General features: G+C 67.4%; 25 protein-coding genes. 9 read left to right on the top strand and 16 right to left on the bottom strand.

Features of this window, described 5'->3' with window-relative positions; all coding sequences use genetic code 11:
- The 3 genes from AvAM_RS21805 to AvAM_RS21795 form a co-directional block, all read left to right on the top strand.
- Positions 1-1,292: SwmB domain-containing protein (locus tag AvAM_RS21805; RefSeq protein ID WP_283202046.1), on the top strand; the 1,292-nt coding region annotated here is incomplete at its 5' end.
- A gap of 89 nt (positions 1,293-1,381) precedes the next feature.
- The gene (locus tag AvAM_RS21800) at positions 1,382-2,131 is read left to right on the top strand and encodes a hypothetical protein (RefSeq protein WP_137749036.1); all 750 of its coding nucleotides are present in this window, start codon (positions 1,382-1,384) and stop codon (positions 2,129-2,131) included.
- A 232-nt stretch (positions 2,132-2,363) separates the two neighbouring features.
- Positions 2,364-2,930 (top strand): EF-hand domain-containing protein, encoded by a 567-nt coding sequence (locus AvAM_RS21795; RefSeq protein WP_137749035.1) that lies wholly within the window; start codon positions 2,364-2,366, stop codon positions 2,928-2,930.
- A 168-nt stretch (positions 2,931-3,098) separates the two neighbouring features.
- On the opposite strand, the gene AvAM_RS21790 is transcribed toward AvAM_RS21795, so the two are convergent.
- The 6 genes from AvAM_RS21790 to AvAM_RS21765 all read right to left on the bottom strand — a co-directional run bounded on the left by AvAM_RS21790 (position 3,099) and on the right by AvAM_RS21765 (position 9,403).
- Positions 3,099-4,733 (bottom strand): DHA2 family efflux MFS transporter permease subunit, encoded by a 1,635-nt coding sequence (locus AvAM_RS21790; RefSeq protein WP_283202045.1) that lies wholly within the window; start codon positions 4,731-4,733, stop codon positions 3,099-3,101.
- 16 nt (positions 4,734-4,749) lie between these two features.
- A complete protein-coding gene (locus tag AvAM_RS21785) occupies positions 4,750-6,072 on the bottom strand; it encodes an HlyD family efflux transporter periplasmic adaptor subunit (RefSeq protein WP_137749034.1) in 1,323 nt (440 codons plus the stop codon).
- 64 nt (positions 6,073-6,136) lie between these two features.
- The gene (locus AvAM_RS21780) at positions 6,137-7,612 is read right to left on the bottom strand and encodes an efflux transporter outer membrane subunit (protein WP_137749033.1); all 1,476 of its coding nucleotides are present in this window, start codon (positions 7,610-7,612) and stop codon (positions 6,137-6,139) included.
- Positions 7,613-7,676: 64 nt separating this feature from the next.
- On the bottom strand, positions 7,677-8,195 hold the full coding sequence (locus AvAM_RS21775; RefSeq protein ID WP_137749032.1) for a MarR family winged helix-turn-helix transcriptional regulator: 519 nt from the start codon (positions 8,193-8,195) through the stop codon (positions 7,677-7,679).
- 212 nt (positions 8,196-8,407) lie between these two features.
- Positions 8,408-9,055, bottom strand: a complete 648-nt coding sequence (locus AvAM_RS21770; protein WP_137749031.1) for a zeta toxin family protein — start codon at positions 9,053-9,055, stop codon at positions 8,408-8,410.
- Between the two features lie 6 nt (positions 9,056-9,061).
- Positions 9,062-9,403 carry a hypothetical protein gene (locus AvAM_RS21765; protein ID WP_137749030.1) on the bottom strand — a complete coding sequence of 114 codons (342 nt, stop codon included), beginning with the start codon at positions 9,401-9,403 and terminating at the stop codon, positions 9,062-9,064.
- A 145-nt stretch (positions 9,404-9,548) separates the two neighbouring features.
- Between AvAM_RS21765 and AvAM_RS21760 the strand changes: the two genes are divergently transcribed.
- A complete protein-coding gene (locus tag AvAM_RS21760) occupies positions 9,549-10,502 on the top strand; it encodes a ketopantoate reductase family protein (protein WP_137749029.1) in 954 nt (317 codons plus the stop codon).
- Between the two features lie 13 nt (positions 10,503-10,515).
- Here AvAM_RS21760 and metE read toward each other — a convergent pair whose 3' ends face one another.
- On the bottom strand, positions 10,516-12,909 hold the full coding sequence (gene metE / locus AvAM_RS21755) for a 5-methyltetrahydropteroyltriglutamate--homocysteine S-methyltransferase (protein WP_137749028.1): 2,394 nt from the start codon (positions 12,907-12,909) through the stop codon (positions 10,516-10,518).
- Positions 12,910-13,017: 108 nt separating this feature from the next.
- On the opposite strand from metE, the gene AvAM_RS21750 reads away from it, so the two are divergent.
- Entirely contained in the window at positions 13,018-13,956 is a 939-nt protein-coding gene (locus AvAM_RS21750; RefSeq protein WP_137749027.1) for a LysR family transcriptional regulator, read from the top strand.
- Between the two features lies 1 nt (position 13,957).
- On the opposite strand, the gene AvAM_RS21745 is transcribed toward AvAM_RS21750, so the two are convergent.
- The gene (locus tag AvAM_RS21745) at positions 13,958-14,368 is read right to left on the bottom strand and encodes a nuclear transport factor 2 family protein (protein ID WP_137749026.1); all 411 of its coding nucleotides are present in this window, start codon (positions 14,366-14,368) and stop codon (positions 13,958-13,960) included.
- 93 nt (positions 14,369-14,461) lie between these two features.
- On the opposite strand from AvAM_RS21745, the gene AvAM_RS21740 reads away from it, so the two are divergent.
- Entirely contained in the window at positions 14,462-15,328 is an 867-nt protein-coding gene (locus AvAM_RS21740) for a LysR family transcriptional regulator (protein ID WP_137749025.1), read from the top strand.
- Between the two features lie 111 nt (positions 15,329-15,439).
- Here AvAM_RS21740 and AvAM_RS21735 read toward each other — a convergent pair whose 3' ends face one another.
- From AvAM_RS21735 to AvAM_RS21720, 4 genes are all read right to left on the bottom strand, one after another.
- Positions 15,440-16,408 carry a 2-hydroxyacid dehydrogenase gene (locus AvAM_RS21735; RefSeq protein ID WP_137749024.1) on the bottom strand — a complete coding sequence of 323 codons (969 nt, stop codon included), beginning with the start codon at positions 16,406-16,408 and terminating at the stop codon, positions 15,440-15,442.
- A 73-nt stretch (positions 16,409-16,481) separates the two neighbouring features.
- Positions 16,482-16,946, bottom strand: coding sequence for a nuclear transport factor 2 family protein (locus AvAM_RS21730; RefSeq protein WP_137749023.1), 465 nt, complete (start codon positions 16,944-16,946; stop codon positions 16,482-16,484).
- Between the two features lie 147 nt (positions 16,947-17,093).
- A complete protein-coding gene (kdgD, locus tag AvAM_RS21725; protein WP_137749022.1) occupies positions 17,094-18,005 on the bottom strand; it encodes a 5-dehydro-4-deoxyglucarate dehydratase in 912 nt (303 codons plus the stop codon).
- A 44-nt stretch (positions 18,006-18,049) separates the two neighbouring features.
- A complete protein-coding gene (locus tag AvAM_RS21720; RefSeq protein WP_137749021.1) occupies positions 18,050-19,021 on the bottom strand; it encodes a tripartite tricarboxylate transporter substrate binding protein in 972 nt (323 codons plus the stop codon).
- A gap of 392 nt (positions 19,022-19,413) precedes the next feature.
- Between AvAM_RS21720 and AvAM_RS21715 the strand changes: the two genes are divergently transcribed.
- Both AvAM_RS21715 and AvAM_RS21710 read left to right on the top strand, forming a co-directional pair.
- Positions 19,414-20,541, top strand: coding sequence for a beta-propeller fold lactonase family protein (locus AvAM_RS21715; RefSeq protein WP_249368294.1), 1,128 nt, complete (start codon positions 19,414-19,416; stop codon positions 20,539-20,541).
- Positions 20,542-20,637: 96 nt separating this feature from the next.
- Positions 20,638-21,636, top strand: a complete 999-nt coding sequence (locus AvAM_RS21710) for a tripartite tricarboxylate transporter substrate binding protein (RefSeq protein ID WP_137749020.1) — start codon at positions 20,638-20,640, stop codon at positions 21,634-21,636.
- 112 nt (positions 21,637-21,748) lie between these two features.
- Here the strand turns inward: AvAM_RS21710 and AvAM_RS21705 are convergent, their stop codons facing one another.
- Positions 21,749-22,060: a DNA-binding transcriptional regulator gene (locus AvAM_RS21705; protein WP_137749019.1), complete on the bottom strand. Its 312-nt coding sequence runs from the start codon at positions 22,058-22,060 to the stop codon at positions 21,749-21,751.
- A gap of 262 nt (positions 22,061-22,322) precedes the next feature.
- On the opposite strand from AvAM_RS21705, the gene AvAM_RS21700 reads away from it, so the two are divergent.
- Positions 22,323-24,338, top strand: coding sequence for a tetratricopeptide repeat protein (locus tag AvAM_RS21700; RefSeq protein ID WP_137749018.1), 2,016 nt, complete (start codon positions 22,323-22,325; stop codon positions 24,336-24,338).
- Positions 24,339-24,371: 33 nt separating this feature from the next.
- Here the strand turns inward: AvAM_RS21700 and AvAM_RS21695 are convergent, their stop codons facing one another.
- From AvAM_RS21695 to AvAM_RS21685, 3 genes are read right to left on the bottom strand one after another with little or no spacing between them, the layout of a single operon-like run.
- The gene (locus AvAM_RS21695) at positions 24,372-25,640 is read right to left on the bottom strand and encodes a hypothetical protein (RefSeq protein ID WP_137749017.1); all 1,269 of its coding nucleotides are present in this window, start codon (positions 25,638-25,640) and stop codon (positions 24,372-24,374) included.
- 8 nt (positions 25,641-25,648) lie between these two features.
- Entirely contained in the window at positions 25,649-26,119 is a 471-nt protein-coding gene (locus AvAM_RS21690; RefSeq protein ID WP_137749016.1) for a hypothetical protein, read from the bottom strand.
- Between the two features lie 17 nt (positions 26,120-26,136).
- Complete coding sequence (locus AvAM_RS21685) at positions 26,137-26,514, bottom strand: Fur family transcriptional regulator (protein ID WP_137749015.1); 378 nt, start codon at positions 26,512-26,514, stop codon at positions 26,137-26,139.
- Positions 26,515-26,584 lie beyond the last annotated feature (70 nt).

The raw sequence follows: 26,584 nt of genomic DNA, 5'->3' as shown, positions 1-26,584 counted from the left end.
CGCCAGCTACAGGCGCCTTCGCCGTGGTCTCCGGTGGAATCGCCAACACCGTGACCGGCGTGGCCGTGAACGCTGCCGCTAAAACCGTCACCCTGACCCTGGGCACCCCGGTGGATTATGGCCAGAGCGTCACCGTCGCCTACACCGACCCCACGGCAGGCAACGACGCCAACGCCACCCAGGACATCCAGGGCAACGACGCAGCCAGCCTGGGCGTAACCACTGTCACCAACAACACACTGGATACCACCCCCCCGGTGGTGAGCACAGCCACCGTCAACGGCAATCAACTGGTGCTGAGCTACACCGAGGCGACCACACTGGACGCCGTGAACACCGCGCCCGTTGGCGCCTTTGCGGTGACGGCGGGAGGCTTTGCCAATGCTGTCACCGGCTTAGCTGTCAACGCCGCCGCCAAAACCGTCACCCTGGCACTGACCACTGCCGTGGTGGCGGGCCAGAGCGTGACCATTTCCTACACTGACCCCACAGGCGGCAACGACGCCAACGCCGTGCAGGACGCAGCAGGCAACGACGCCGTCAGCTTTACCGCCACGGCTGTGACCAACCTTACCCCCACCATCCCGGACCCTGAACCCGAGCCTATCCCCCCTACGCCCGTCCCCCCCACACCGCCCACGCCTGGGGTGCCCGACAACGACGGCATCCCAGGTCCGGTGGAAGACCTGACCCCCGGCATCCCCGGCCCCGGTGGCAACACCACCCCGGGAGACGGCAACGGAGACGGCATCAAGGACAGCGAACAGCCCTCGGTCGGCTCCGTCGGCTTTGTGCTCAGCCCCACGGGCGAGAGCAATCCCGGCAACGCGCCACCCACCTTCACCACGTTGGTGGCCAGCAGCACCAATGGCAAGGTGGGCAGCGGAACGGACAACGCCCGCATCACCAGCCTCAAGCAACTGGACGCACCGCAAGACCTGCCAGAAGGGCTGCAGACACCCATCGGGCTGGTCAGCTTCACGGTGGAACTGGCGCAGGGCAAGAACAGCGAAAGCTTCAGCCTGTACCTGGACCCGGCGCTGGGGGTCAACGGCTACTGGAAGCAGGATGCTGGCGGCACCTGGGTGAACCTGGCCAGCGAGCCGTATGGGGGCAAGATGGTGATGGAAGGGGGCCGGGTGCGGCTGGACTTCCAGATCGTGGATGGTGGGCAGTTTGATGCGGACGGCAAGGCGGACGGCATCATTACGGACCCGGGAGCTCCGGGGCACATGCCGCTGTCGATTGTGGGGCTGGCGCCAGATGTGGGACCCCATCCTTTCTGGTTCTGAGCGGTACCTGCATACCTGCTTCGCCCTATCTTCTGAGCGCTGACGACATGGCACTGAAACCACTCATGACAATACAAACACAGACGCACATGCAAACACTAGTGCCCATTGCAATCGCACGCAAATTTTCAGCCGCCGCACTCACACTGGCCCTTGGGGGACTGCTGGCGGCCTGCGGAGGCGGTGGTGGAGGCGATGCCTCCGGCCCCACCATCGACCCCGCCCAGCTCAAGGGACGCTGGGTCACCGCTGCAGGCGTGGCACCGGCCACGACCGCCGTGGTGGTGCCCGAGGCCAACGGAACCGCCAGCGCCTGGCTGTTGGCCCAGGACGCCAGCCGGCTGGTCAAGCTGGTGGTGCGCAGTGACAGCAGCGCCAACGGGAAAAGCTACGCGCTGGGGCAAGCCAACGCCACAGGCCAGGCGGTGACAGGCCAGGTCAACGCGGCACTTGCGGCCAGCCCCAAGACGATTGCATTCACGGGCCTGAACACGGGGACCCTGACCCAGAGCGATGCACTGGCCACGCCGGCCGTCCAGACGGAAGTGCAGGGCAACTGGAGTGCCACATTGGGAGGCAATGCCCAGACTGTGCAGTGGAGTCTTGCGGCGACCGGCAGTATGACAGGGAGCTCGACCACGGGGTGTTCTTACACGGGCAACGTAGCGGCGATGGCCAGCACGGCTGCGTACAGCGTCAGCTTCAACGAAAGCTGCGCGGACGGGAGCAAGACCGCATTCAGCGGGGTGGGTACGCTCAACGTGGCCAAGAATGGGCTGACGGTGGTGGTGACGAGCGCGGACGAGACCCGAGGGACTGCGGTCTTCTTCGCAAAGTAGGGGCTTGAACGCTAGCGTTTCAGTTCTAGCAAGGAACAATCTGGCGCCCTTGCCCATTGTTGGACACCCAGCGATACGGGCTTCTATGCATCAAGGTGGTAGGCAAAGCGATGCTTTATCGGGTCATTGCTTTGGGAGCAGCCCGCTACTCTGAGCACACTGGGCGAGAAATGGTGACTGCTGATCTGTGTATTGCAGTGGGCCGGATATCGCCGCGCAGGAGTTCAAGGCGATGTCACCTCTTCTTTCCGGTCTTGCATCCGTAGCCTCGCTGGTTTTCAACGCTGCATCGAGCGGGGCGGCCAAGCCTGCGGCGCCCCGGCGCGGCAGCGATGCGGAGCAGGCCCAGCCCTCGGCGGTGGTCACGCTCAGCCCGCAGGCTGAGGCGCTGGCGGGGTTTGCGGGCAAGGGCATCCTGGTGTCGCAAGGCAAGCTGGATGGGGCCCTGGGCGCCGTGCAGCGGGGCAGTGGCGGTGGCCTGGTGGGGCAGCCTTCGGCGGGGGGATCGGTGTCCACGCAGGACTTCAAGGCGCTGCTCAGCGAGTTTGGTGCGGACGATGCCCAGAAGGAGCAGATTGCCGCCGGGTTCGACACCAGCAAGGATGGCCGCATTTCGCACGAGGAGTTTCTGCAGGGGCTCGCCAGCACGTCGATCACCCGGCAGGGCAATGACTTTTCGCAGGCCGTGCTGCAGCTGATGGACCGCAGCGGCATTGCCGACGGTGTGGTGAGCCAAAGCGAGTTTGCAGCGCTGGCCACGGCGTTTGCCAACGCAGAAAAGCGGGTGGGGGCTGCATAGGCCCATTGCGGGCTGTGCGGCACCCCCGCAACGCCAAAGCGGCTCCGAAGAGCCGCTTTTGTTATCGATGCTATGCAAAAGATAGCGAACTTTTGTTTTCTATAGCGCGGAGAGGGCGGTTTTTCCTCTTGAAACGCTCTGGTTCACCTCGGCTCGCACTGGTTTGCGCTAGTGCGCACCACCCGCATCGGCAGCACCACCGCCACCCGCTGTCCTCGCCGGGCGCTTGGTGAGCCAGATCAGCCCGATCAGCAGCAGGAACAAGCCCGCCGAGCCCAGGAAGATGTCATTGGCCGCGCGCGTGAACGCCTGCTGGTCGATCAGCCGGTTGATCTGCGCCAGCGCCTGCATCTGCGTGAGGCCCGAGGCGGTCAGGCTGTCCAGCGTTTGCGCAAACACGCCCTGGCCCTGCACCAGCCCCTCGGTGAGGTGCGCGTGGTGCATGGCGGCGCGGCTTTCCCACAGCGTGGTGGCAATCGACGTGCCCATGGCCCCGGCGGTGATCCGCACGAAGTTGCTCAGACCCGCCGCCGCGGGAATGCGCTCGGGCGCCACACCGGCCAGCGTGAGCGTGGTCAGCGGGATGAAGAAGAACGCCATGGCCGCGCCCTGCAGCAGGGTGGGGATCAGGATGTGGATGAAGTCTGTCTGCACGGTGAACTGCGAGCGCATCCACAGCACCGTGCTGAACACCACAAACGCGCCCGTGGCCATACGGCGCGGGTCCCACTGGCCCACCTTCTTTCCGACCAGCGGCGTGAGCAAAATGGCGAATACACCCACCGGCGCCAGCGCCATGCCGGCCGAGGTGGCGGTGTAGCCCATCCACTGCTGCAGCCACAGCGGCAGCAGCACCACGTTGCCAAAGAACAGCGCGTAGGCCACCGACAATGCCAGCGCGCCAAAGGTGAAGTTGCGGCCCTTGAAGAGCTTGAGGTCCACCACCGGGTGCTTTTCGGTCAGCTCCCACACCAGGAAGACGGCGAACGCCACCACCGCCACCACGGCCATGGTGATGATCTCGCCCGAGGCGAACCAGTCCAGCTCCTTGCCCTTGTCGAGCATGAGCTGCAGCGCGCCCACCCACAGCACCAGCAGGCTGAGGCCCACAGTGTCAATCGGCAGCTTGCGGATGGGCGTTTCGCGCTGGCGGTAGATGCCCCAGGTGAGGGCACCGGCCAGCAGGCCCACCGGCACGTTGATGTAGAAGATCCACGGCCACGAAATGTTGTCGGTGATCCAGCCCCCCAGCAGCGGCCCTACCACGGGGGCGACCAGCGTGGTCACGCCCCACAGCGCCAGGGCCGTGCCCGCGAGGGCCTTGGGGTAGCTGGCCAGCAGCAGGGTTTGGCTGAGCGGAATCATGGGCCCCGCCACCAGGCCCTGCAGCACGCGGAAGAACACCAGTGCCTCCAGCGACGAGGCAAAGCCGCACAGCCAGGAGGTGAGCACAAACAGCAGCACGCTCATGGTGAACAGCCGCACTGCGCCAAAGCGCTGCGTGAGCCAGCCGGTGAGCGGCACCGAAATCGCGTTGGCCACGCCAAAGCTGGTGATGACCCAGGTGCCCTGGCCGGGGCTCACGCCCAGGTCACCGGCAATGGCGGGGATGGAGACGTTGGCAATGGACGAGTCCAGCACGTTCATGAACGTGGCCAGCGACAGGGACAGCGTGCCCAGCAGCAAGGCGGTGCCCTGTAGCGGTGGGTAGGCCGCAGGGGGCCCGGGCGGGGCAGGGGTTTGTGTTGCAGCAGGCGCCGAACGGGCGGGCGCCTGGTCTGCAGTGGGGTTGGCGGCAGTCATGCTCTACGCACCCTGTTCACTGCACCACAGGCGACTGCACTGCCGAGGCCACAGGGGCCGAGGCATGTTGCTGGCTTTGTGCGGGCGCTTTGCCCACCTTGGGCGATGCCACGGCCACGGCCGCCTTGCCGCTGCGGCCCAGGTTGGCGGCGATGATGTGTGCCACTTCGTCGTCGGCGGCCTTGAACTGCGCATCAAACACTGCAGTGGCGGCCACGGGCGTGGTGCGCTGGGTGTCGGCCAGGGTCTTGCCACTTTGGTCGGCCGTGTTCACCTTGACTTCCATCGACAGGCCCACACGCAGCGGATGCTCGGCGACCTCCTTGGGGTCCAGGGCAATGCGCACGGGCACGCGCTGCACCACCTTGATCCAGTTGCCGGTGGCGTTTTGTGCGGGCAGCAGTGCAAACGCAGCGCCGGTGCCCGCGCCCAGGCCCGTCACGGTGCCGTGGTAGGTGACCTTGGTGCCGTACACATCGGCTTCCAACTCGGCCGGTTGGCCGATGCGCAGGGTCTTGAGCTGGCTTTCCTTGAAGTTCGCGTCCACCCACAGGTCGTTCAGGGGAACCAGCGTCATCAGCGGGGCGCCCGCCTGCACACGCTGGCCCACCTGCACGCCGCGCTTGGCCACGTGGCCGTCCAGCGGGGCGACCAGCTGGGCGCGTTGCACGGCCAGGTAGGCCTCGCGCACGCGGGCCGAAGCGCGCTGCACGTTGGGGTGCTGTTCGATGGAGGTGCCTTCGGTCTGCGTCTGGCTGGCGGCCAGTTGTTCTTGTGCGGCCAGCACGGCCGACTGGGCGGCGGCCACGGTGCTCTTGGCGGCCGCCAACTGGGCCGTGGCGTGCTGGAACTCTTCCTTGCCCACGGCGCCGCTGGCGGTCAGCGGGGCGCGGCGGTTCACGTCGTCCTGCATGCGGGCGGCGTCGGCCTGGGCGCGGGCCAGGTCGGCGCTGCGCAGGCTGACCTGCGCCTTCAGCGTGGCGTTGTTGGCATACAGCGTGCGCACTTCGCGCACGGTCTGGGCGAGCTGGGCTTCTGCCTGTTCCAGCGCCACGCGGGCGTCGGCGGGGTCGAGCTTGACCAGCAGTTGCCCGGCCTTCACGTAGTCGGTGTCGTCCGCACCGATGGACACCACGGTGCCGCCGATCTGCGGCGTGATCTGCACCACGTTGCCCGCCACGTAGGCGTTGTCGGTGGTCTCCACATGGCGGCCGTTGGCCCAGTGCCAGCCGCCCCAGCCGACGGCAGCGATCGCCACGGCGACTGCGATAAGGGTGAGGCCCCGGCGGCGGGCGGTGTTGGCTTCGGTGGCGGTGAGGGGTTCGCTGTTGGCGGTCATGACAGTGGTCTTTCTGGAATGTGTTGTTATGTGTTTTTGAATGGATACGGTGCGGCGGGCACGGTCATTGCGCTGCGGCGGTGTGCAGCACAGCCGTGTCATCGGTCCAGCCGCCGCCCAGAGCCTTCATCAGCACCAGGCGTGTGTCCAACTGGCGCGCCCGCAAGTCCACGGCCAGGCGGCGCTGGGCCAGCACCTGGCTTTCGGTGGAGAGCACCACCAGGTAGTTGCCCAGGCCCGCGCGGTAGCGCTCCTGCGCAAAGCGGTAGGCTTTTTCGGCACTGGCCACGGCTTCGTCCTGCAGCGCCTGCTGGCGGGTAAGCGACTGGATGGAGGCCACGGCGTCGCCCGCTTCCTTCACCGCATCGAGCACGGCGCCGTTGTACTGGGCGATGGCCATGTCCAGCTCGGCAGCGCGGCCGCCCAGCTGGGCGCGCAGGCGGCCCCCATCAAAGATCGGCAGGCGCAGCGCAGGCGTCACGCCCATCTGGCGCGAGCTGCCGTTGAACAGCCGGTCCAGCCCCAGCGAGTTCAGGCCGATGAACGCGCCGATGTTGATGTTGGGATAGAACTCGCTGCGCGCGCTGTTCACGCCCTGCGTTGCAGCCTCCACACGCCAGCGGGCGGCCACCACATCGGGGCGGCGGCCTAGCAGGTCGGCGCCCAGCACCTCGGGCACAGCGGTGGGTTGCAGCGCGGCAAGGCGGGGCGTGAGCTGGGGCAGGGCGTCGGGCGCCTGGCCGGTCAGCACGGCCAGCTGGCGGCGGCCCAGGGTGATCTGCTCGTCCAGCGCTTCGATCTGGGTGCGGGCATCGGGCACGGCACCTTGGGCCTGGGTCAGCTCGACCTGGCTATCGAGGCCCGCGGCAGTGCGCTCTTGGGTGAGCTTGCTTTGTTCTTGCCGCTGCTCCAGCGCACGCACGGCCACATCGCGCTGGGCCACCAGCCGGGCCAGGGCCACGTAGCTGCGGCCCACCTGGGCGGCCAGGGTGTTGGCGGCGGCTGCTGCATCGGCTTGGGCGGCGCGGGCCTGGCCCAGGGCGGCTTGCAGCTCGGCGGCATGCTGGCCGAAGAAGTCGGGCGACCAGCTCAGGCTGGCTTGCACGGTGCCGCTGTTGTAGGTGTTGCCTGCTACCGGCGCGGGCACCAGGCCGTTGGCGGTGTAGCGCTGGCGGGTGGCGTCCACGCCCAGGGTGGCTTGGGGGCCGTTGGCGGCTTCGCGCACCTGGCTCAGCGCCACAGCCTGCTCCAGCCGGGCGCGGCTCACGGCCAGGCTGGGGCTGCCTTGCAGGGCTTGGTCGATCAGGGTGTTGAGCTGCACATCGCCCAGCGTGGTCCACCACTGGCTGGGGGCCACGGTGTCGGTGGCTGCGGCATTCAGGCCCACGGCCGACGGCGTGGTTTGTGCGAGTGGGGTGTGGGCCGGGCCGGGGCTAGCGCAGCCCACCAGTACCAGGGCGGCGGCCAGGGCCAGGGCCGACACAGCGAAATGCGCGGCCAGGGCTAAACGGGTGGAGGGCTGGGGAGTGGTGGAATTCACGGGGTTCTCCAGATGGTTTTGGGTGTTGTGTGGAGGGAAACGGAGTTGGGCGCGGGGCGTTGCTTCAGTCGGCATTGGCTTCGGCGCCGCGCTGCTGGCGCAGCGCCTCGCCGTTGGCCAGCATGCGGCGCAGCAGGCGCAGCAGCAGTTGCCATTCGTCGGGGCTGAAGTCGCTCAGGTGGCCGTTGAGCACGTCGGCCAACACGGGCGGCACCTTGGCGGCGGCGGCCTGGCCTTCGGGCGTGAGCGCCAGTTGCACCACGCGGCGGTCGGTGGTGGAGCGCTGGCGCGCCACCAGGCCCTTGGCCTCCAGCCGGTCGAGCGCGCGGGTCATGGAGGCCGGGTCGGTCTCCAGGTCGCGCGCCAGGCTGGCCACCGTGGTCTGGGAGCACAGCGAAATCTTGAACAGCGGCAGCCACTGCGCATAGGTCAGGTCGTGCAGCGCCAGTTGTGCATCGGCCTGGGTGCGGATGGAGGTCATCACCTTGCGCATCAGGTAGCCCACGCTGTTTTCGGGCTCAAGCTGGCTGGCGCTGTAGAAGCCCGTGCCGGTGGGCAAAGGTGGGGAGGCGGGGGAAGTCATGAGCGTGAATTTAATTGACTAGACAATGATTGTCTTGGCAATCAGTTAACGACCGTGATGCGTACAGGGTTTTTACCGAGATGAATTGCTATACAAAATATAGCTAACTGTGAATGCTGGCGGGCGGTGGGGCCACATTTGGCACATGAATGTGGCTGTGGAGGGGCGCTGTTGTTGCAGCAGCCGCCCGGGAGCTGGCGCAACCCTGCCGGTTATTTCCCGGTCAGGCGCTGCGCCCAGGCGGGCAGCGGCTGGGCCAGGGGAGTGACGTTGTTGGGCGAGCACACGGCCACCAGTTGCGGCCCGGCGTTGGTGCCGGTCGCCTCGGCGGCGTCATACAGATACGACACATCCGCTTGCCGCACGGCCTGGGCCAGGTTGTCCATGGTGCGCGGGTAGCGGGCCAGGATGCGTTCGGGCGGCACGGGGTGCCCGCCTTCGCGCACGCGCTGCGTTACGCGGGCGAGCAGCCGGGCCGGGTCGTCCAGCGCCACGATGTAGAGCGCCACCGTATAGCCGCAGCGCTGAGCTTCTTCGATGAGCGCCAGTTTGGAAGGGTGCGAAAACACGGTTTCGCTGGCGAAGTCGGCGCCTTCGCGCAGCAGGGTGGCACGGCGGTTGTCTGCCCATTGGCGGGCGGCCTCGGACCGGGCTTCGGGATCTGCCATGTGCTGAAGGTGCGCCTGTTCGTACAGATCGGCGTTCACAAACTCCAGCGGCGGGCCCAGGATGCCCTCGCGCACCAGGGCGCGGTACAGCGTGGACTTGCCCGCGCCGTTCGGACCCGCCAGCAGATGGAACCAGCGGGGTGGCGTGTTCTGGCGGGACGGCGGAGAAGGCTGCCGTGCGGAGGCCACCATGCAGTGTCAGGCGACAGAGGTGGCCGCTTTGGCCTGGTTCTCCTGCACCACCTCGCGCACCCGCTGGGCCAGGGTGCCGCGTGTTTGTGCGGCCAGCAGGCGGGCGGTGAGGGCGTCCACCGACGTGGGGGCGGCCAGGGCGGCCGTGCGCGCGGCGGCGGCTTCGTACTGCTCGATGGCGCTGCGTGCCTCTTGCACGCTCAGGCCCGTGTGTTCCACGATCTGGCCCAGCGTGGCCCAGTATTCAATCTGGCTGGCCACCGAACGGCGCATGGGCTGCGCGGCCTGGCGGGCCTGCTCCACCAGGTGGGCGGGCAGCTTGACGGAAGAAAAGGCGGTGGCTGACATGGCGATCTCCTGATTGGCGCATTTTGCGCCAATCAGGGTGGTGTTGCAACGGACGCGGAAGGCCAGGGGCCTCACCGCAGGGTTTTCGGGCGATACCATGCGTTCACCGTTGTTCCTCCTGCTGCACCCACCTGCAGAGCGCGCCATGACCGAGTCCGCACCAATCCCTGACCCTGATTCCACCACCCCAGCATTGCGTTTCGCCGTCATGGGCGCGGGCGCCGTGGGCTGCTACTTTGGCGCCCTGCTGGCCCGCGCGGGCCACGCCGTCACGCTCATCGGGCGGCCCGCCCATGTGCTGGCTGTGCGCGACCATGGGCTGCGGCTGCAGACGGCGACGATGGATGTGCAGGTGCCCTTGGCGGCCAGCACCGAGCCCAGCGCGGTGCACGGCGCGGACGTAGTGCTGTTCTGCGTGAAGTCGTCCGATTCGGAAGACGCCGCGCAGCAGATGCGCCCGCACCTGGCCCCCGGCACGCTGGTGTTGACCTTGCAAAACGGCGTGGACAACGACGAGCGCGTGCGCGCCGTGCTGGACGCCAGCACCCCCGTGGCCGCCGCCGTGGTCTATGTCGCCACCGCCATGGGCGGCGCGGGGCATGTGGTGCACCATGGCCGGGGCGAGCTGGTGATTGCGCCTTCGCCGCGCAGCGACGCGGTGGCCCGGCAGCTCACGGCGGCAGGCATTCCCACCCAGGTGTCAGACAACGTACGCGGCGCGCTCTGGGCCAAGCTGGTGCTCAACAGCGCCTACAACGCGCTGTCGGCCCTGTCGCAGCAGCCCTATGGCCCGCTGGTGCAGGTGCCTGGCGTGACGCAGGTGATTGCCGACATCGTGGCCGAATGCCTGGCCGTGGCGTCGGCCGATGGGGTGACGATTCCGGGCGATGTGCAGGCGGCGGTGCGCGGCATTGCCAGCACCATGCCCAGCCAGTATTCGTCCACCGCGCAGGACCTGGCGCGGGGCAAACCCACCGAGATTGACCACCTGAACGGTTATGTGGTCAAGCGCGGCGCCGCACTGGGGGTGCCGACGTCGCTGAACCACGCGCTGCAGGTGCTGATGAAACTGGCCGAGATGAAGCGCGCTGCAGGCTGAGTTTCGGAAGCGATCAGGCCAGCGCTGCTTCTTCCTGCAACCGCTCACGCACGGCCTGCGCGGCCTGCACCATGTGGCGCAGTGCGGCCTCGGTCTCGGGCCAGCCCCGGGTCTTGAGGCCGCAGTCGGGGTTCACCCACAGGTGCTCCACGGGCACGACCTCGGCGGCTTTTTCGAGCAGCGCGGCCATCTCCTGCACGCCGGGCACGCGGGGCGAGTGGATGTCGTACACGCCGGGGCCGATCTCGTTGGGGTAGCGGAAATCACCGAACCCTTGCAGCAGCTCCATGTCCGACCGGCTCGTTTCAATCGTGATCACATCGGCATCCATGGCTGCGATGGCGGGCAGGATGTCGTTGAATTCGCTGTAGCACATGTGGGTGTGGATCTGCGTGTCGTTGCGCACGCCGCTGGCACTGATGCGGAAGGCGCGGGTGGCGCGGTCCAGGTAGCTCTTCCACCCCGCGCGGCGCAGCGGCAGGCCCTCGCGGATGGCGGGCTCGTCGATCTGGATGATGGCGATGCCTGCGGCCTCCAGGTCGCACACCTCGTCGCGGATGGCCCAGGCGATCTGGTCGGCCGTGGTGGCGCGGGGCTGGTCGTCACGCACAAAGCTCCACTGCAGGATGGTGATGGGGCCGGTGAGCATGCCCTTCATGGGCTTGGGCGTCAGGCTCTGGGCGTACTGCGTCCAGGCCACCGTCATGGGCGCGGGGCGGGCCACGTCGCCGTAGATGATGGGCGGCTTCACGCAGCGCGAGCCATAGCTTTGCACCCAGCCGTTGGCGGTGAAGGCAAAGCCGTCGAGCTGCTCGCCAAAGTATTCGACCATGTCGTTGCGCTCGGCCTCGCCGTGCACCAGCACATCAATGCCCAGCGCTTCCTGCTTGCGCACTGCCAGGGCAATTTCCGCCTCCATCTTCTGTTGGTAGTGGGCGGCGTCTAGCGCACCGCGCTTGAAGGCGGCGCGGGCCGCGCGGATCTCTGCCGTCTGTGGGAACGAGCCGATGGTGGTGGTGGGCAGCAGCGGCAGCTTCAGCTTTGCTCGCTGGGCCTTTTGCCGGGCAGGGAAGGCGCTGGCGCGCTGGTCGGCGCCCGGTGCGGCGGCCGCAATGCGCGCGACCACGGTGGCGCGGTGCACGCGCGGGCTGGCGCGGCGGGCGGCCAGGGCGGTGCGGGCGGCGTGCAGTTCGTCGTCCACCGCTGCTTCGCCCTGCGACAAGGCGGTGGCGAGCACGCGCAGCTCATCGAGTTTTTCCACCGCAAACGCCAGCCAGGACTTCACCTCGGCATCCAGCCGCGTCTCGGCATGTAGGCTGAACGGCACATGCAGCAGCGAGCACGACGGCGCCAGCCACAGTTCGCCCTGGTGCTTGTCGGCGACGGGGCGCAGCTTTTGCAGAGCCGCATCCAGGTCGGTGCGCCAGATGTTGCGGCCGTCCACGATGCCCACCGACAGCACCTTGTGCGAGGGCAGCCAGTCGGCCACGCCCACCAGTTCGTCGGGTGCGCGCACGGCATCCACATGCAACCCCGCCACGGGCAGCTGGCAGGCCAGGCGCAGGTTTTCGGCCAGGGGCGAGAAGTAGGTGGCCAGCAGCAGCTTGGGCGCGCTGCGCGCCAGTTGCCAGTAGCTGGGCTCAAAGGCGTGGCGCCACGCATCGGGCAAGTCCAGGCCCAGGATGGGCTCGTCGATCTGCACCCATTCCACGCCCTGGGCCTTCAGGCGCGCCAGCACGGCTTCGTACACCGGCAACAGCGATTCCAGCAGGCTTAACCGGTCAAAACCCGCCGTTTTGGATTTGCCCAGCCACAAAAAGCTCAGCGGCCCCAGCAGCACGGCCTTGACGCGGTGGCCCAGCGCCTGGGCCTCGGCCACTTCGGCAAACAGGCGCTCGCTGGCCAGGTGGAACTGGGTGTGGGCGCTGAACTCGGGCACGAGGTAGTGGTAGTTGGTGTCGAACCACTTGGTCATCTCCAGCGCGGGCTGGCCGGTGGTGTGGTGTTTTGCAGTGCAACCGGTGCTGCAGCCCGCGTGGTCGTCGGCCGCCTGAGCAGACACGCCCCGCGCCATCGCAAAGTAGCGGGCCAATTCGGGTGTGTGAGCATCAAAGCCAAAGCGTGCGGGCTCGCAGCCTAGCAGCTGGATATGGTTGGCCACATGGTCGTACAGCGCAAAGTCGCCCACGGTCACAAATCCCAGGCCCACATCGGCCTGCGCTTGCCAGTGTTGCTGGCGCAGTTGGGCGGCGGTGGCCTGCAACTCGGCCTCGGTGCTGTCGCCGCGCCAGAAGGATTCGAGCGCGAATTTCAGCGCGCGCTGCGCCCCCATGCGCGGAAAGCCCAGGGTGTGCGTGAGCACGGGGCGGCGGGTGGCGGCGGTTTTGGCAACTGCGGCGAGCGACATGGTGATTTCCTTCTTCTGAATGGAGCAATGCAATGAAGGCACCAATGGTCGCGCGGGCTCGTTTATTATTCAAACGAAAGTTTTAGTCGATCAACTTGAAAATTAATAATGAACCAGTCGATTCTGGAAGTGCGCCACCTGCGCACGCTGGTCGCCCTGCGCGACAGCGGCAGCCTGGTGCGGGCCGCGCAGTTGCTCAATCTCACGCAGTCGGCGCTGTCGCACCAGATCAAGCTGCTGGAAGACCGCTACGGCCAGCCGCTGTTTGAGCGCAAATCGGTGCCGCCCCAGTTCACCGCCGTGGGCGAACGCCTGCTGGCGCTGGCCGACGCCGTGCTGCCGCAGGTGGAAGGGGCCGAGCGCGATATCGCCCGCCTGGTGCTGGGGCAGGGCGGGCAGATGCGCATTGCGGTGGAATGCCACACCTGCTTTGACTGGCTGATGCCCGCGATGGACGCGTTTCGCACCCGCTGGCCCGAGGTAGAGCTGGACATCGTGAGCGGCTTCCACGCCGACCCGGTGGGCCTGCTGCACCAGGGCCGGGCCGACGTGGCCATCGTGTCGGAGGTGGATGGTGACGAGGCGGGCGTGGACTACCACGCGCTGTTTGGCTTCGAGATCCGCGCGCTGCTGGCCAACACGCACCCGCTGGTGGCCAAGCCGCACCTGGTGGCGCAGGACTTTGCCGACCAGACCATCATCACCTACCCAGTGCCGGACGATATGCTGGACCTGATCCGCCAGGTGCTGGAGCCCGCTGGCGTGCGACCCCCGCGCCGCACCACAGAGCTGACGGTGGCCATGCTGCAGCTGGTGGCCAGCGGGCGCGGCGTGGCGGCGCTGCCGCTGTGGGCGGTGCAGAGCTATCTGGACCGGGGGTATGTGACGGCGCGGCCCATTGCGACAGGGCCTGGCGACAAAGGCCTGCGCGGCGAGCTGCATGCTGCCTGCCTGCCCAGCCTGTCGGCCAAGCCGTACCTGCAGGACTTTGTGCAGGTGACGCGGGAGACGAGCTTTGTCACGCTCAAAGGCGTAGAACTTTTGTAGCCTAGTCGGGCGCGTACTTGTCACCCACCTCTTCGCGCAGCGGGTGGGTGTCGTAGACGATGTTCATATCCCGGATGCGGGTGCTGCCCGCGTCGAACGTGAACACATCCACGCAGGTGAAGGTCACCTCGCGGCCGTCGTTCAAGGTCCAGTCGTAGCGGAAGTAGGCGGCGGCCCGCACGGCGCTGCTGCTTTCTGGTTGGGCGGAGACGAACAGATCCAGCACCGTAATCACGCTGCCGCTGGAGGCCTGGGCGAGCTTTTGGAAAAAGTCGCTCGCACGCATGGTGCCCAGAAAGGGCGAATGCACTACGCCATCGTCTTCAAAACAGGCAATCAGCCCGTCGGTGTGGCTGGCGTGCAGGTGGGCAAGGTAAGTGCGGACGGTGTCGAGTGGCGTGGTCATGGTCATGAACAGAACCCGGTAAGTGAAAGATGCCCCGAGCTTCGCCGCGCAACGGGACTGCAGCAAGAGACAATGGCGCTCTATACATAAAAGCTGCTTATGTATCTGCGCTACCTGCGTTACCTCCAATCCGTCATCGACCAGGGCTCGTTTGCACGTGCAGCGCAGGCCTGCGGGGTGTCGCAGCCCGCCATCAGCCAGGGCATGAAGGCGCTGCAGGCCCAGTTTGATGCGCCGCTGCTGGTGCGGGACGGACGCCGTTATGTGCCCACCGACCTGGCCCGGCGCGTGGTGGCCGAAGGCGCGCCGCTGGCCCAGCGCATCGACGCCTTGCCGCAGGCCCGCCGGGCCGCCGTGGACCCCAAGCGGTTGCGCGTGGGGCTCACGGCGTCCGCCGCGCTGGTCTGTGGGCCGCTGCTGTACGAGACCTGGTGTCTGCCGCAGCCCCAGCGTTCACTGGAGATGACCACCACCGACGAGGGGAGCCTGCTGACGGGCCTGCTGCATGGCAGTTTCGACGCCGTGATTGCGCCCCGGCCGCGCAAGTTTGCCCACCCGGATGTAGTGCAGTGGCGCTTGTACGAGCTGCAGCCGCAAATTTATGCACGGCGGCGCCACCCGCTGGCGCAGGCCCGGTCACTGGCCGATTTGCAAGGCGCCGGCTGGGGCTGTGTGGGCCCCAGCGTGAGTGGCCCGGTGGACGTATTGACCGAGGCACACCGCGTGCGGCGCATGTCCGCACCGCGCATGGCTGTTCGCTGCCCGGACTTTGCCAGCCTGCTGAACCTGGTGGTGGGCTCCGACCTGCTGGCGGTGGTGCCACACCCCGCGCTGCTGGGGGCTGCGGCAGAGCAGGTCGCCCCGCTGCAATTGGCCGAGGCGCTGCCGCTGTATGGCATGTGGCTGTTCGAGCGCAAGGCGCGCAAGCCCCGCCTGGGGCCGGAGGTGTTTGCGGGGCGGGTGTGAGGCCTGGTGGGGCAGGGCGCCTGGGTGCCTCGCCTGAGGCTATTTATTTGATAGCTATTCAGGCATGATGGACGCGCGCAAGCGGCCAAAAAAGCTTGAAAAAATCAATGATCAGCCAGCCACCGTGCCTGGCACGGGCACCCGCACTGCGCCCGAGGTGTAGAACGCATGCAGGTTCTCCAGCACCAGGTCGGCCATGGCGCGGCGGGTTTCGTGGGTGGCGCTGGCGGTGTGGGGGGTGAGCACCACGTTGTCCAGCGCCATCAGCGCGGCGGGCACATGGGGTTCGTTGTCGAACACATCCAGGCCCGCCCCGGCGATGCGGCGTTCGGCCAGCGCGTCGATCAGCGCCGCCTCATCCACCACGCTGCCACGCGCCACGTTGATGAGGTAGCCGTTTGGCCCCAGGGCGGCCAGCACCTCGCGGTTGACCAGGTGGCGCGTGCCCGCGCCGCCCGCCACCGTCAGCACCAGGTAGTCGGCCCATTGCGCGAGGGCGGTCAGCGACTCGAAGTAGGAGAGGGCGCAACCCTCGGCCGGGCGGCGGTTGTGGTAGCCCACCTCCATGCGGAAGCCCGCCGCGCGCTCGGCCACGGCCTGGCCGATGCGGCCCATGCCCACGATGCCCAGGCGCTTGCCCGACACCTGCGTGCCCAGCGTAAACCGGGCCTTCGGCCATTGGCCCTGGCGCACAAAACGGTCGCTGGCGGCAATGCCGCGCGACACATCCAGCATCAGCGCAAACGCCATGTCGGCAACGCAGTCGTTGAGCACGCCGGGTGTGTAGCCCACCTGCACTTCGCGCGCCTTGGCTGCATCGATGTCCAGCGCGTCGAAGCCCACGCCAAAGCTGCTGATGACCTGAAGGCGTGGCAGGGCCGCAATGACCTCACCCTTCAGGCCAATGGCTGCGGTGGTCACCACCCCGGTGAATTCCGCACCGTGCGCCGCCAGAAAACCCGCTGGGTCGGCCTGGTCGGCCAGGCAGGCCACGCTGTAGCGGGCGGCGAGTTCGGCTTCAAGGGCGGGCAAAGGCAGGCGGCCGATTTGCAGGATGCGGGGCTGGGAGGTGGTGGTCATGGGGGCTGTGATGGATTTCGGGGTGCGGCGGTATCAAAACAAAGGGCCGCGCGCGGCGGCCCTGCTGGCTACATCATGCCGCCGTTCGCACGGCCTGGCGGGCCAGCAGCTTCCACTGGCCGCCTTGCTGTTGCCACACACCCAGGATCTTGATCTGCACCTTGCCGGGCTTGCCCGAGTCGTTGGTGTCGGCCGTGAGGGTGTGGCGCACGATGGCAGAGCTGCCCACGACCTTGATGGATTGGTCGGTGATGGCGATGGTCACGAAGTCGGACTTGCCCGCCACGAGGTCGCCGATGAAGCTGTCCTTGGTGTCCACGCGGCCACCCGAATGGCCGTAGCTCAGGTCGTCGGCGACCAGGGCAGACAGCGCGGTGGGCGTGGGGTCGATCATGGCCACGCGCAGTTTTTCTGCGGCCGCAGCCACCGCCTGTTCGGCCGATGCCGAGGAAGCGGGCGCCTGTGCATTGGCGGCGCAGCCTGCCAGCGTGGCAATGGTGACGGCGGTTGCTGCGGCGAGAACGATTTGCTTGAACATCTTGTCTGTCTCCGTTGTTGTGTTGGGTTTTGGGGATGGGCGTGCCACGACTGCCCCCGGGCCTGTGCACGGCCGGGCCCGGGGTGTTGGTTTTCACTGGGAGCAAAAAAGAGGGCCTGGAACACCAGGCCCTGCGGCAGCCGGTTGTTACTGCGGGCCGAGCTTCTGGATCAGCGCGGCCAGCTCTTCCATCTCGCTGGGCTTCAAGTCCACCAGCGGCGCGCGCACCGGCCCGCCGTCATGGCCCACGATGCGTGCACCCGCCTTGATGATGGACACGCCATAGCCCTCCACCCGGTTGCGGATGGCCAGGTACGGCATGAAGAACTCCTTGAGCAGCCGGTGCTGCGTGGCCGTGTCGTCCGCTGCCACTGCCTTGTAGAACTCCATGGCCGTCTTCGGGATGAAGTTGAACACCGCCGACGAATACACCGGCGTACCGAGTGCCTTGTACGCCGCCGCATACACCTCGGCCGTGGGCAGGCCGCCCAGGTACGAGAAACGGTCACCCATCTTCATGTAGATGGAGGACATGGTCTCGATGTTGCCCACACCGTCCTTGAAGCCGATCAGGTTGGGGCAACGCTCGGCCAGGATGGCCAAAGAGTCGGCCGTGAGCTTGGTGCGGTCGCGGTTGTAGACGATCACACCGAACTTCACGCTGTTGCACACCTGGGCCACATGCTCGATCAGGCCCTCCTGCCCGGCCTCGGTGAGGTAGTGGGGCAGCAGCAGGATGCCGTGGGCGCCCAGGCGCTCGGCCTCTTGCGCATGGGCAATGGCCGTGCGGGTGGGGCCACCGGCACCGGCAATGATGGGCACCTTGCCCCGGCAGGTGTCCACGGCCGTCTTGATGACTTCGCTGTACTCGGGGCCCGACAGGGAGAAGTACTCACCCGTGCCACCGGCGGCAAACAGGGCGCTGGCACCGTAGGGGGCGAGCCACTCCAGGCGCTCGATGTAAGACTTGGGGCGGAAGTTGCCCTGCTCGTCGAAGTCCGTGATCGGAAAGGACAGCAGGCCGGAGCCCATGATGGTTTTGAGGTCTTGGGGGGTCATGTCAGTGCGGGGCGATGAGAAGAAAAAGAGGGTGGCGCGAAGAATCAGTCGAGCTTGATGTTGGCGGCTGTCACCACGCTGGCCCAGCGTGCGCGTTCCTTGGCGAAGAACTGGTCTTGCTCGGTGGGGGTCATGGTCACCACCTCGGCGCCCTGGCCTGCGAGGCGTGAGCGGATCTCGGGCGCGCGGATGGCGGTGATGAGGGCCTTGTTGAGCTTTTGCACCACGGCCTCGGGCGTGCCGCGTGGCAGCAGCACACCTTGCCAGGTGCCGGATTCGTAGCCGGTCACGCCTTGCTCGGCAATGGTGGGCACGTTGCCGATCAGCGGCATGCGGGTGGACTTGGACACGCCCAGCACCTTGAGCTTGCCGTTCTGCACCTGGGGCAGGGTGGCCAGCATGCCGTTCATCAGCACCTGGGTCTGGCCCGCCACGGTGTCCTGGATGGCGGTCACGCCGCCCTTGTAGGGGATGTACTGCCAGCGTGCGCCGCTGGCGCGCTCCAGCGCCACACCGGCCAGGTGGGGTGCGCTGCCCGTGGCCGTCACGGCAAAGTTCAGGTCGTTCTTCTTGGAGTAGGCGATCAGCTCCTTGAGGTTGTTGACCGGCACCGAGGGGTGCACCACCAGCAGGTGCGGGGAGTAGGCCAGCATGGTCACGCCACGCAGGTCCTTGGAGGGGTCGAACGACAGTTTGGTGTAGACCGATGGGCTGATGGCCAGCGCGCCCACATCGCACAGCAGCATGGTGTAGCCGTCCGGATCGGCCTTGGCCACGAAGTCCGCGCCCAGGTTGCCGTTGGCGCCGGGCTTGTTCTCGACGATCACGCTTTGCTTGAGCGATTCGGACAGCACCTGGCTGATGGAGCGCGCAATGATGTCCGAGCTGCCGCCGGGCGGGTAGGGCACCACGATGCGCAGGGTCTTGGCGGGCCAGTCGGCCGTCTGGGCGGTGGCAGAGGCGGCAGCCAGTGCGGCGGTGCAGGCCAGGAGGACGGCGCGGCGGTTCAGGGTCATGGAATGTCTCCGTTGGTTCAGGTTGTTGTTAGTCATCGTACAACTGTCGTCATCAAAAGACAACCGGCATAGAAGAAAAGAAGCCGAATCTGCCCAAAAATCAGGGTAACTACTGATCTTTCGAGGCCGTGTCAGGCGTGGATTGCCTTTGAAACAGAGCATCAGGCGCTCACAAAAACTGCGGGTAATCCCTTTACTGGATTCAAGCCAGTTGGATCCACAATTGCCTTTATGTTGTATGACGACATATAACAAATGGGACTCGAAAGCCTCTGGCCTTGGGTCGGAAGGGCCACCGGCCTGCACCAAGGGCACACCACCCCACACCGAGACATCGCATGTCTGGGGCCCCCGGCCCGCAGGCATTGCCCCACCAGAAGAAGGGAAACCGCATGACCGTTGTACATCGCTCCTGCCCACGCACCGGGCACCTCGCACGACCAGAACGCCTGGCGCTGCTGGCCCCCTTGGCCCTGGCGGCGGCGCTGGCTGCACCCAGCGCCGGGGCAGCCACCTGGGTCTATGTGTCCAACGCCGACAGCCAGGATGTGTCGGTGTTCGAGCTGGACCGTAGCGCGGGCGCCCTGAAGCCGGTGGACACCACGGCGCTGGGTGGCATGGCCATGCCCATGGCCGTGAGCCCGGACAAGAAGGTGTTGTATGTGGCGCTGCGCTCGCAGCCGTTTCGGGTGGTGAGCCTGGCCATCGACCCGGCCAGCGGCAAGCTGCGCAAGCTGGGCGAGGCCCCGCTGGCCGACAGCATGGCCAACATCGACACCGACGCCACCGGCCGCTGGCTGTTTGCGGCCTCGTACCCCGGCCACAAGATCACCGTCAACAGCATTGGCAAGGATGGGGCGGTGGGCGCGGTGCAGCAGCTCATCCCCACGGCGCCCCATGCACACGCCATCCATGCCGATGCGGCCAACCGCCATGTGCTGGCCACCAGCCTGGGGGGCGACAACCTCTCTGCCTGGCGCTTTGATGCCGAGACTGGCAAGCTCACGGCCAACGAGCCTGCGCTGACCACCGTCACCCCCGAAAAATCAGGCCCGCGCCACTTTGTGTGGGACAAGGCCCAGCGCAGCCTGTACCTGCTCAACGAGCTGGATGCCTCGGTGCATGTGATGGCCTACGACAAGGAGCGCGGCACGCTGCGCTCGGTGCAGCGCACCACGACGCTGCCCGCAGGTTTTGCCGGCAAGCCCTGGGCAGCCGACCTGCACCTGTCGCCCGACGGCCGCACGCTCTATGCGTCCGAACGCACCTCCAGCACGCTGAGCAGCTTCCGTGTTGATGCGGCCACCGGCCAGTTGCAGCCGCTGGGCCAGGTGCCCACTGAAAAAACCCCGCGCGGCTTTGCGGTGGATTCGTCCGGCCGCTTCCTGATAGCGGCGGGGCAGGATTCGCACCACGTCGCGCTGCACCCCATCGACCCCGCCACCGGCGTCCCGGGCTCCGCCACGCGACTGCCTGCGGGCAAGAACCCCAACTGGGTCGAGATTGTTGACCTGCCATGAACCTGCACTGATACGGACTGGACGCCAGTCGCCATGCCACAGCGGCCCCTTCCTCCCGCCCCCATTCACTATTTACACACCAGGAGACTTTTGACCATGCAACAACGACGCAGACACCTCATCCACACGGCGGCCCTCGCCGCTGCCGTGGGCCTCATCGGCCTGCCTGCCGCTGCCCAGGGCACCTGGCCCACGGGCAAGACCATCAGCTACGTGGTGCCCTTTGCCGCAGGCGGCACTACCGACACGCTGGGTCGCCTGATCGGCCAGCAACTGGGCACGGCCTTGGGGACCACTGTGGTGGTCGAGAACAAGGGCGGCGCAGCGGGCAGCATCGGATCGGAAGCCGCCGCACGCGCGGCGCCCGATGGCTACACGCTGCTGGGCGGCACCGTCAGCTCGCATGCCATCAATGTCAGCCTGTACCCCAAGCTGGGCTACGACCCCATCAAGTCCTTCAGCCCGGTCACGCTGATCGGCACCAACCCCGTGGTGCTGGTGGTGTCGGCCAACAGCCCGCACAAGACGCTCAAGGACGTCCTGGCCGCGGCCAAGGGCAAGGAAGGTGGCCTGTCGTCCGCGTCCGCCGGCACCGGCAGCTCGCAGCATCTGGCCGTGGAATTGCTGGCCTACAAGTCGGGCGTGAAGTTCACGCACATCCCCTACAAGGGCAGCGGCCCGGCCATCCAGGACGTGATCAGCGGCCAGGTGGACATGATGTTCGACACCACCGTGGTCGCCGCGCCGCACATCCAGAGCGGCAAGCTGCGCGCCATTGCTGTGACCTCGCCCAAGCGCCTGGCATCGATGCCCGACGTGCCCACCGTGGCCGAGTCGGGCGTGAACGGCCTGGCCGACTTCCAGGTGCAGTCGTGGCAGGCCGTCTTCGTGCCCGCGTCCACGCCCGCACCCATCATCTCGCGCCTGCACGACGAGATCCGCAAGATCCTGGCCCAGCCCGACATGCAGAACCGCCTGAAGGGGTTTGGCATGGAGCCTGCCGACCTCAACACCACGCAGATCGCCGCCTTCCAGAAGGCCGAGGTGGAGAAGTGGGCCCAGGTGATCAAGGCGGCCAATATCAAGGTGGATTGACCCCACAGCTGCACGCCATCGCGCGCAGTCCTTTTTTATCTCCCTGTGAAGACTTTGCGGAACCGCCTTCGGGTCGTTCCGCTTTTTTATGGTGTCAGCGCCTGTGCGCTGCTCAGTCGGTGGTGGCGGTGCTGCCGCCGCTGCCTGTCGGGCGCGCCGCCAGCACAAAGTCGGGGTGCTGCCCGGTCAGCAGCAGAAACATCGCAAACACCGGGCCCTGCATGTTGCGCTCGTCGCCCATGCTCTCCAGCGCCTGCCAGGTGCGCGACTGCACGCCGCCCCGGCTGCCGGTCTGCAGCGGGTAGCCCATGAGTTCGGCTGCCTGGGCCTGGCTCAGCCCGGCGGCGGTGCGGGCGGTCTTGAGCTGGTCACCGGTGGGCACGGGCATGGCGAGGGAGAGGGCAGGAAGTGGTGGCTGGGACATAGGTTTGCTATGAAAATAGGAGCTATTTGGGTATGGTGGATGCGCGGAGAAGCCCATTTTTACCCAAAACTGCGTGCTGACCTCCTGGTGTGGCGCTGGTGCGTCACTGGACAAAACGGAGGGGTGCGCTGGTGCGTCACGGCAGGAGGTCGCTTCTAGAATTCGTTCGCCCTTGACACAAGGCGAGCGAAGGGCAAACAAAGCGCAAGCAAAAGGCAAGACCACAACAAGCCGCACCCCAGCGGCATCCGAGGAGGGACCTGTGAGTTACACCATCCAGATCTGGGAAAAGCCCGCTGATTGGCCCTGGCCCACCACCAAGGCCGAGGCGGACGCGCAGTACGAGCGTGCGGAGGCGGGCCCCCAGGTGCCGATGAACCCCAAGTTCGTTGCCTGGGCCCAGGCTGTCGAGCAGCGCTCTCCCGGGTTCTGGGACGTCTACCTTGGCGGCCCGGAAATGACCGACCCCACCTTTGGCGTGGGCATCAACACCCGCGCTTCGGAATGGGGCCCGCCGTTCGACGATGGCTGGGAGCAGGCCGTGCGCCTGGGCCTGAACCTGTATGACCCACAAAGCGGCGTGCACTACCTGGCCAACGGCGATGCGCCCGAAGAGCCCGACCTGCCGGTGCAGCGTGCTGCGCGCGCCCGCAAGGCGGGTGACGATGCCACCGCCTGGGCCGAGTACCGCCGCTGGGCCGCGCGCGGCAACCCCCACGCCCTCTATGCCCTGGGCCGTGCCTTGCGTTTTGGCACCATGGGACAGCGTAGGCACTTTGACCTGGCGGCCGCGCTGCAGCTGATGGGCGCCCACGATGCCGAGACCCGCAAAGACGCCCAAGCGTTCTTCCAGCGGTTTCCCGACGAGGCCAAGGCGCGCATCCAGGTGCTGATGGCGCGCCTGAAGTCGGCGCCGGGCGAGCAACTGCTGCAGATCATCGACAACGACCGCAAGGCGGTGGACGACGCCGTGGCCCGCAGCGAGCAAATGGCGCTGTACTCGCGCAAACGCATCGAAGCCACCGATGCCCTGGAGCCCGCCGCAGCGCAGGGGCACGAGGTCGCGGCCTTCCTGCACGCGCTGGATGTCGTGATCGGCTGGGAGCAGCCCAACTTCGAAAACGCCCGCACCTGGTGCCAGCGCGCGGCCGAATGGGACCACGAGCCCGCCAAGCGCCTGCTGGCCGTGATGCACGAGCGGGGCTGGGGCGGCACGGTGGACGCGCAGGAAGCCGCGAAGTGGAACGCCGCCGCACAAGAGCAACGGCAGCGGGCCCAGAAAAAGCAGCAGGCACGGGAAGAGGCCGAATCGCCCGGTGGCCTGAGCCTGGCGCCTATGCCGCCAGCCTCGCCAGGCTCGCATGCATTGGCAGCGGCTGCGCCGGTGGCCTGGACGGGCAACCCTATGCGCGACCTGCCCGGCTGGTATGCCCGCGAGGGCGACCCGCACGCCGCCTTTCATCTGGGCACCAGCGACGAACACGGCCGCTATGGCGGTCCGGTGAACCTGGCCCAGGCCCGCGCCTGGTACGCCCAAGCGGCAGAGGCGGGCCACGCCGATGCCACCTACAACCTGGGCACCTTCATCGAGAGCGGCAAGGGCGGCCCCAAGGATGCGCAGGTGGCCAAGGCGCTGTTCATGCTCGCCAACACGCGTGGCACCACCATGCAGGTGGCCGACCTGCGCATCAAGCCCGAGGAGCAGGGCCCCGTGCGCGCCCTGGTGGCCGCCTTGCGCGAGCCAGGGCGCCTGCGCGAGGTGCTGCGGCAGCGTGGGCTGGCGGCTGCGGTGGCAGCAGGGGGCAGTAGAGCACCCGCCGCAGTGGCAGGTGCCGTGGCAGGGGCCTCAGTGGCCGCAGCCGGGCTGTCGGCATCGGACTGGGGCCGGGCGGGCGGTGCGGCGCCGCAACCCACCCGCCCGGCGCCCAACCGCACAGGCACCACGCGGGGCGATGACGACGATGAGGACGAAGAAGCAGATGCGGGCCGTGGGGGCTCCGGCGTCCGCACCGGTCTCTCGCTGCACCTGGGCCATGTGGCGCTGGTGGTGGGGGTGGCCAACGTGTTGCTGCTGATGGCCTTCTTCAAGCCCGGGGCGAGTTTCCGCATGGGCATGTTCGGCCTGGGCCTGGTGGCGGCCTTTGGCGCCTGGCGCACCGCGCGCGACTTTGACTGGTCGACCCTGGGGCGCGCCGTGGCGGCGCTGCTTGCCGCCATCCCGCTGCTAGGCATGGCGGTGTGCCTGGGGCTGCTGTTCAAGGCCGCGCGCGAACGGTAGGCGCAGGGGCCTCTGCGGCCTTGGCCCCTGCACCTACCGCGCGATGCCTAGCCAGGCGAGGTAGGTGGGGCGGAAGTCCAGGGCTACGCGGCGCGCCACGTCGAGCGTGGTGGTGTTGATGGCCACCAGTTGGCGCGCGCCGGGGTCGGAGAGGTAGACCTCGTCACGCGCCTCGTTGGCCGCAAACGCCGGGAACGGCGCCGCCGTGGGCATGGCCGCAATGGCGCCCGCGATGGATTTCTTCACCGCCCAGCCGCTTGCACCCCGCTCCAGCGCATGGAGGGTGCCGGTGTCATCCAGCACAAAGAAGGTGCGCCCCGCGCGGTCAAACCCGTGCGCGCGGCGCATGCGCCCCTCAGCCCACCCGGGGATGGCAATGGGGGTGGCTTTGCCGGCTGCCGCATCGATGTCGTAGAAGCGGGTGGTGGAAGGCGTCCCGGCGTTGCCGATGCCGATGAACCGCGCCCCCAGCTGGGGGTGGCCCGCGATGGTGCCCACGCCCGTGGGGGTGCTGATCTTGGTGGCTGCGGCTGCGCCCGCAGCCTGGGGCGACACGGCCAGCACGCCGTCCGAGCAGCCGCTCACGGTGGTGCCACCGCTGGTGAAGCTGCCGTGCATGCCGGGGCACTGCGCATCCAGGCGCCGCACCAGCGTGTACTGCGTGCCCTGGCGGCTGTAGATCTCGGCCTGGGTGGGGCCGGTGGCTTCGGGCGCGCGGTAGGTGGCAATCAGGAAGCTGCCGTTGGGCTCGGCAAAACCGTGCATGGGCTGTGCAAAGCTGATGCTCGCGCCTACGCGACCCGCGCCCAGGTCGGCATCCTTGAAAACGCTGGCCGAGGCCACGGCCGACGGCGCACGGCCGTCCATGAAGATGCTGGCCTGGCCTGCACGGTCGTCGTAGTGGGTGGGCTGCGGGCCGTTGATGCGGAAACTCAGCAGCTTGGGCGCGGCCTGGTAGTCGTGCAGGTGGTCGCCGTGGTCTTCCTGCCAGAGCCCGGCATCGGCGATCTGGACTATGTCCTGCGGCCGCTGGAAGGCCAGCGCGTAGCGCCGACCGGGGCTGGCATACACGGCAGACGGTGGGTTGGCGAGGGGGAAGTTCGCCACCACGGTGCTGCTGTCCAGGTCGTAGATGCGCAGCGCGGTGGCTGCGTCTTCGGCCATGGCCAGGCGGCCTGCGGTGTCGATGCGGGTGTTGTCATGCGGGGCTTCGCTGCTGCTGTCGCCACTGCCGCCGCCGCAGGCGGCCAATGCCAAAACGAGGGACAGCGCCAAGCCGCCCTGAAGGGATGAATGCTTCATGGTTTTTCTCACTGAATGGGTCGATGTGGCCCGGCGGGGCGCTTGCACGCTGGTGCATGCCCGCTGGCCACCAATTTGCGAACGAGGGATCGGTGAGAAAGGGGCGGCCCGCGTGCGTCAAACAGCGTGGCCCAGCGCGCGACACAGGCGCCCTCCAGCCGCCGCAGCCGGGGCATGGACGGGGGTTGCACGGGCGGGTAGGCAGGCCCGGCGGCTACGGAGCCTGGCTGCTGGCCCAGGGCGTCGAACAAGCGGCAGTCCCCGGCGTCTTCGTGGGAGTCGAACAAGGGCTCCAGCACATCCTGGGTATGCGCCAGGCCCTGTGCCGTTGCGTGGGCCCGCACGCCTGCATCGGCATGCGCGGGGTGGGTGTTGGCATGGGCGAAGCTGTGCAACACGCCCAAGGTCTGCGCGCCCAGCACACACAGCAGCACGAAGGCCAGCCACCAGGGGCGCCCCGGCTTCTGTGTGCGGTTCATGGCGCGGGTTCTGGCGTTCATGCCTGGGGCGTGCAATCCGCGCACAGGCCATACAGCGTCAATTCATGGCGTTGCACCGTGAACCCCGGGGGCGCCAGGCCCTGCAAATCGCCCGGGCAGGCATGCACATCAAAAACACGGGCGCACTGCGTGCACTGGAAGTGGTGGTGGTGCGACTGGCCCGCAGGCTCGTAGCGCGGGCTTTCGCCGGGCAGCGACACCGCCTCGATGCTGCCATCCTCCAGCAGCGCCTTGAGGTTGCGGTACACCGTGGCCAGGCCCAGGCCTTCCACCGATGCCCGGGCGTTGTCCAGCACCTCCTGCGGCGACAGGGGGCGCTGCGCGCCAGCGATCACTGCGTAGATCGCTGTGCGTTGCCGGGTGAATCGTTCCATGGGTGGGCTGCGGGATTTTCTTAATGAGAATGAATTATCAATCAAATCCAGGGCCCCGCAGCCCATGGCC

Source organism: Acidovorax sp. NB1, from assembly GCF_005405905.1.
GTDB lineage: Bacteria > Pseudomonadota > Gammaproteobacteria > Burkholderiales > Burkholderiaceae_C > Acidovorax.
Note: the sequence above shows the minus strand (reverse complement) of the source record. Positions and strands in the feature narration are given on the sequence as shown.

Excerpts from the sequence above, each read along its gene's own strand:
- AvAM_RS21800 (WP_137749036.1), top strand. The coding sequence starts at position 1,382 with ATGCAAACACTAGTGCCCATTGCAATCGCACGCAAATTTTCAGCCGCC.
- AvAM_RS21795 (WP_137749035.1), top strand. The coding sequence starts at position 2,364 with ATGTCACCTCTTCTTTCCGGTCTTGCATCCGTAGCCTCGCTGGTTTTC.
- AvAM_RS21790 (WP_283202045.1), bottom strand. The coding sequence starts at position 4,733 with ATGACTGCCGCCAACCCCACTGCAGACCAGGCGCCCGCCCGTTCGGCG.
- AvAM_RS21785 (WP_137749034.1), bottom strand. The coding sequence starts at position 6,072 with ATGACCGCCAACAGCGAACCCCTCACCGCCACCGAAGCCAACACCGCC.
- AvAM_RS21775 (WP_137749032.1), bottom strand. The coding sequence starts at position 8,195 with ATGACTTCCCCCGCCTCCCCACCTTTGCCCACCGGCACGGGCTTCTAC.
- AvAM_RS21770 (WP_137749031.1), bottom strand. The coding sequence starts at position 9,055 with ATGGTGGCCTCCGCACGGCAGCCTTCTCCGCCGTCCCGCCAGAACACG.
- AvAM_RS21765 (WP_137749030.1), bottom strand. The coding sequence starts at position 9,403 with ATGTCAGCCACCGCCTTTTCTTCCGTCAAGCTGCCCGCCCACCTGGTG.
- AvAM_RS21760 (WP_137749029.1), top strand. The coding sequence starts at position 9,549 with ATGACCGAGTCCGCACCAATCCCTGACCCTGATTCCACCACCCCAGCA.
- metE (WP_137749028.1), bottom strand. The coding sequence starts at position 12,909 with ATGTCGCTCGCCGCAGTTGCCAAAACCGCCGCCACCCGCCGCCCCGTG.
- AvAM_RS21750 (WP_137749027.1), top strand. The coding sequence starts at position 13,018 with ATGAACCAGTCGATTCTGGAAGTGCGCCACCTGCGCACGCTGGTCGCC.
- AvAM_RS21745 (WP_137749026.1), bottom strand. The coding sequence starts at position 14,368 with ATGACCATGACCACGCCACTCGACACCGTCCGCACTTACCTTGCCCAC.
- AvAM_RS21740 (WP_137749025.1), top strand. The coding sequence starts at position 14,462 with ATGTATCTGCGCTACCTGCGTTACCTCCAATCCGTCATCGACCAGGGC.
- AvAM_RS21735 (WP_137749024.1), bottom strand. The coding sequence starts at position 16,408 with ATGACCACCACCTCCCAGCCCCGCATCCTGCAAATCGGCCGCCTGCCT.
- AvAM_RS21730 (WP_137749023.1), bottom strand. The coding sequence starts at position 16,946 with ATGTTCAAGCAAATCGTTCTCGCCGCAGCAACCGCCGTCACCATTGCC.
- kdgD (WP_137749022.1), bottom strand. The coding sequence starts at position 18,005 with ATGACCCCCCAAGACCTCAAAACCATCATGGGCTCCGGCCTGCTGTCC.
- AvAM_RS21720 (WP_137749021.1), bottom strand. The coding sequence starts at position 19,021 with ATGACCCTGAACCGCCGCGCCGTCCTCCTGGCCTGCACCGCCGCACTG.
- AvAM_RS21715 (WP_249368294.1), top strand. The coding sequence starts at position 19,414 with ATGACCGTTGTACATCGCTCCTGCCCACGCACCGGGCACCTCGCACGA.
- AvAM_RS21710 (WP_137749020.1), top strand. The coding sequence starts at position 20,638 with ATGCAACAACGACGCAGACACCTCATCCACACGGCGGCCCTCGCCGCT.
- AvAM_RS21705 (WP_137749019.1), bottom strand. The coding sequence starts at position 22,060 with ATGTCCCAGCCACCACTTCCTGCCCTCTCCCTCGCCATGCCCGTGCCC.
- AvAM_RS21695 (WP_137749017.1), bottom strand. The coding sequence starts at position 25,640 with ATGAAGCATTCATCCCTTCAGGGCGGCTTGGCGCTGTCCCTCGTTTTG.
- AvAM_RS21690 (WP_137749016.1), bottom strand. The coding sequence starts at position 26,119 with ATGAACCGCACACAGAAGCCGGGGCGCCCCTGGTGGCTGGCCTTCGTG.
- AvAM_RS21685 (WP_137749015.1), bottom strand. The coding sequence starts at position 26,514 with ATGGAACGATTCACCCGGCAACGCACAGCGATCTACGCAGTGATCGCT.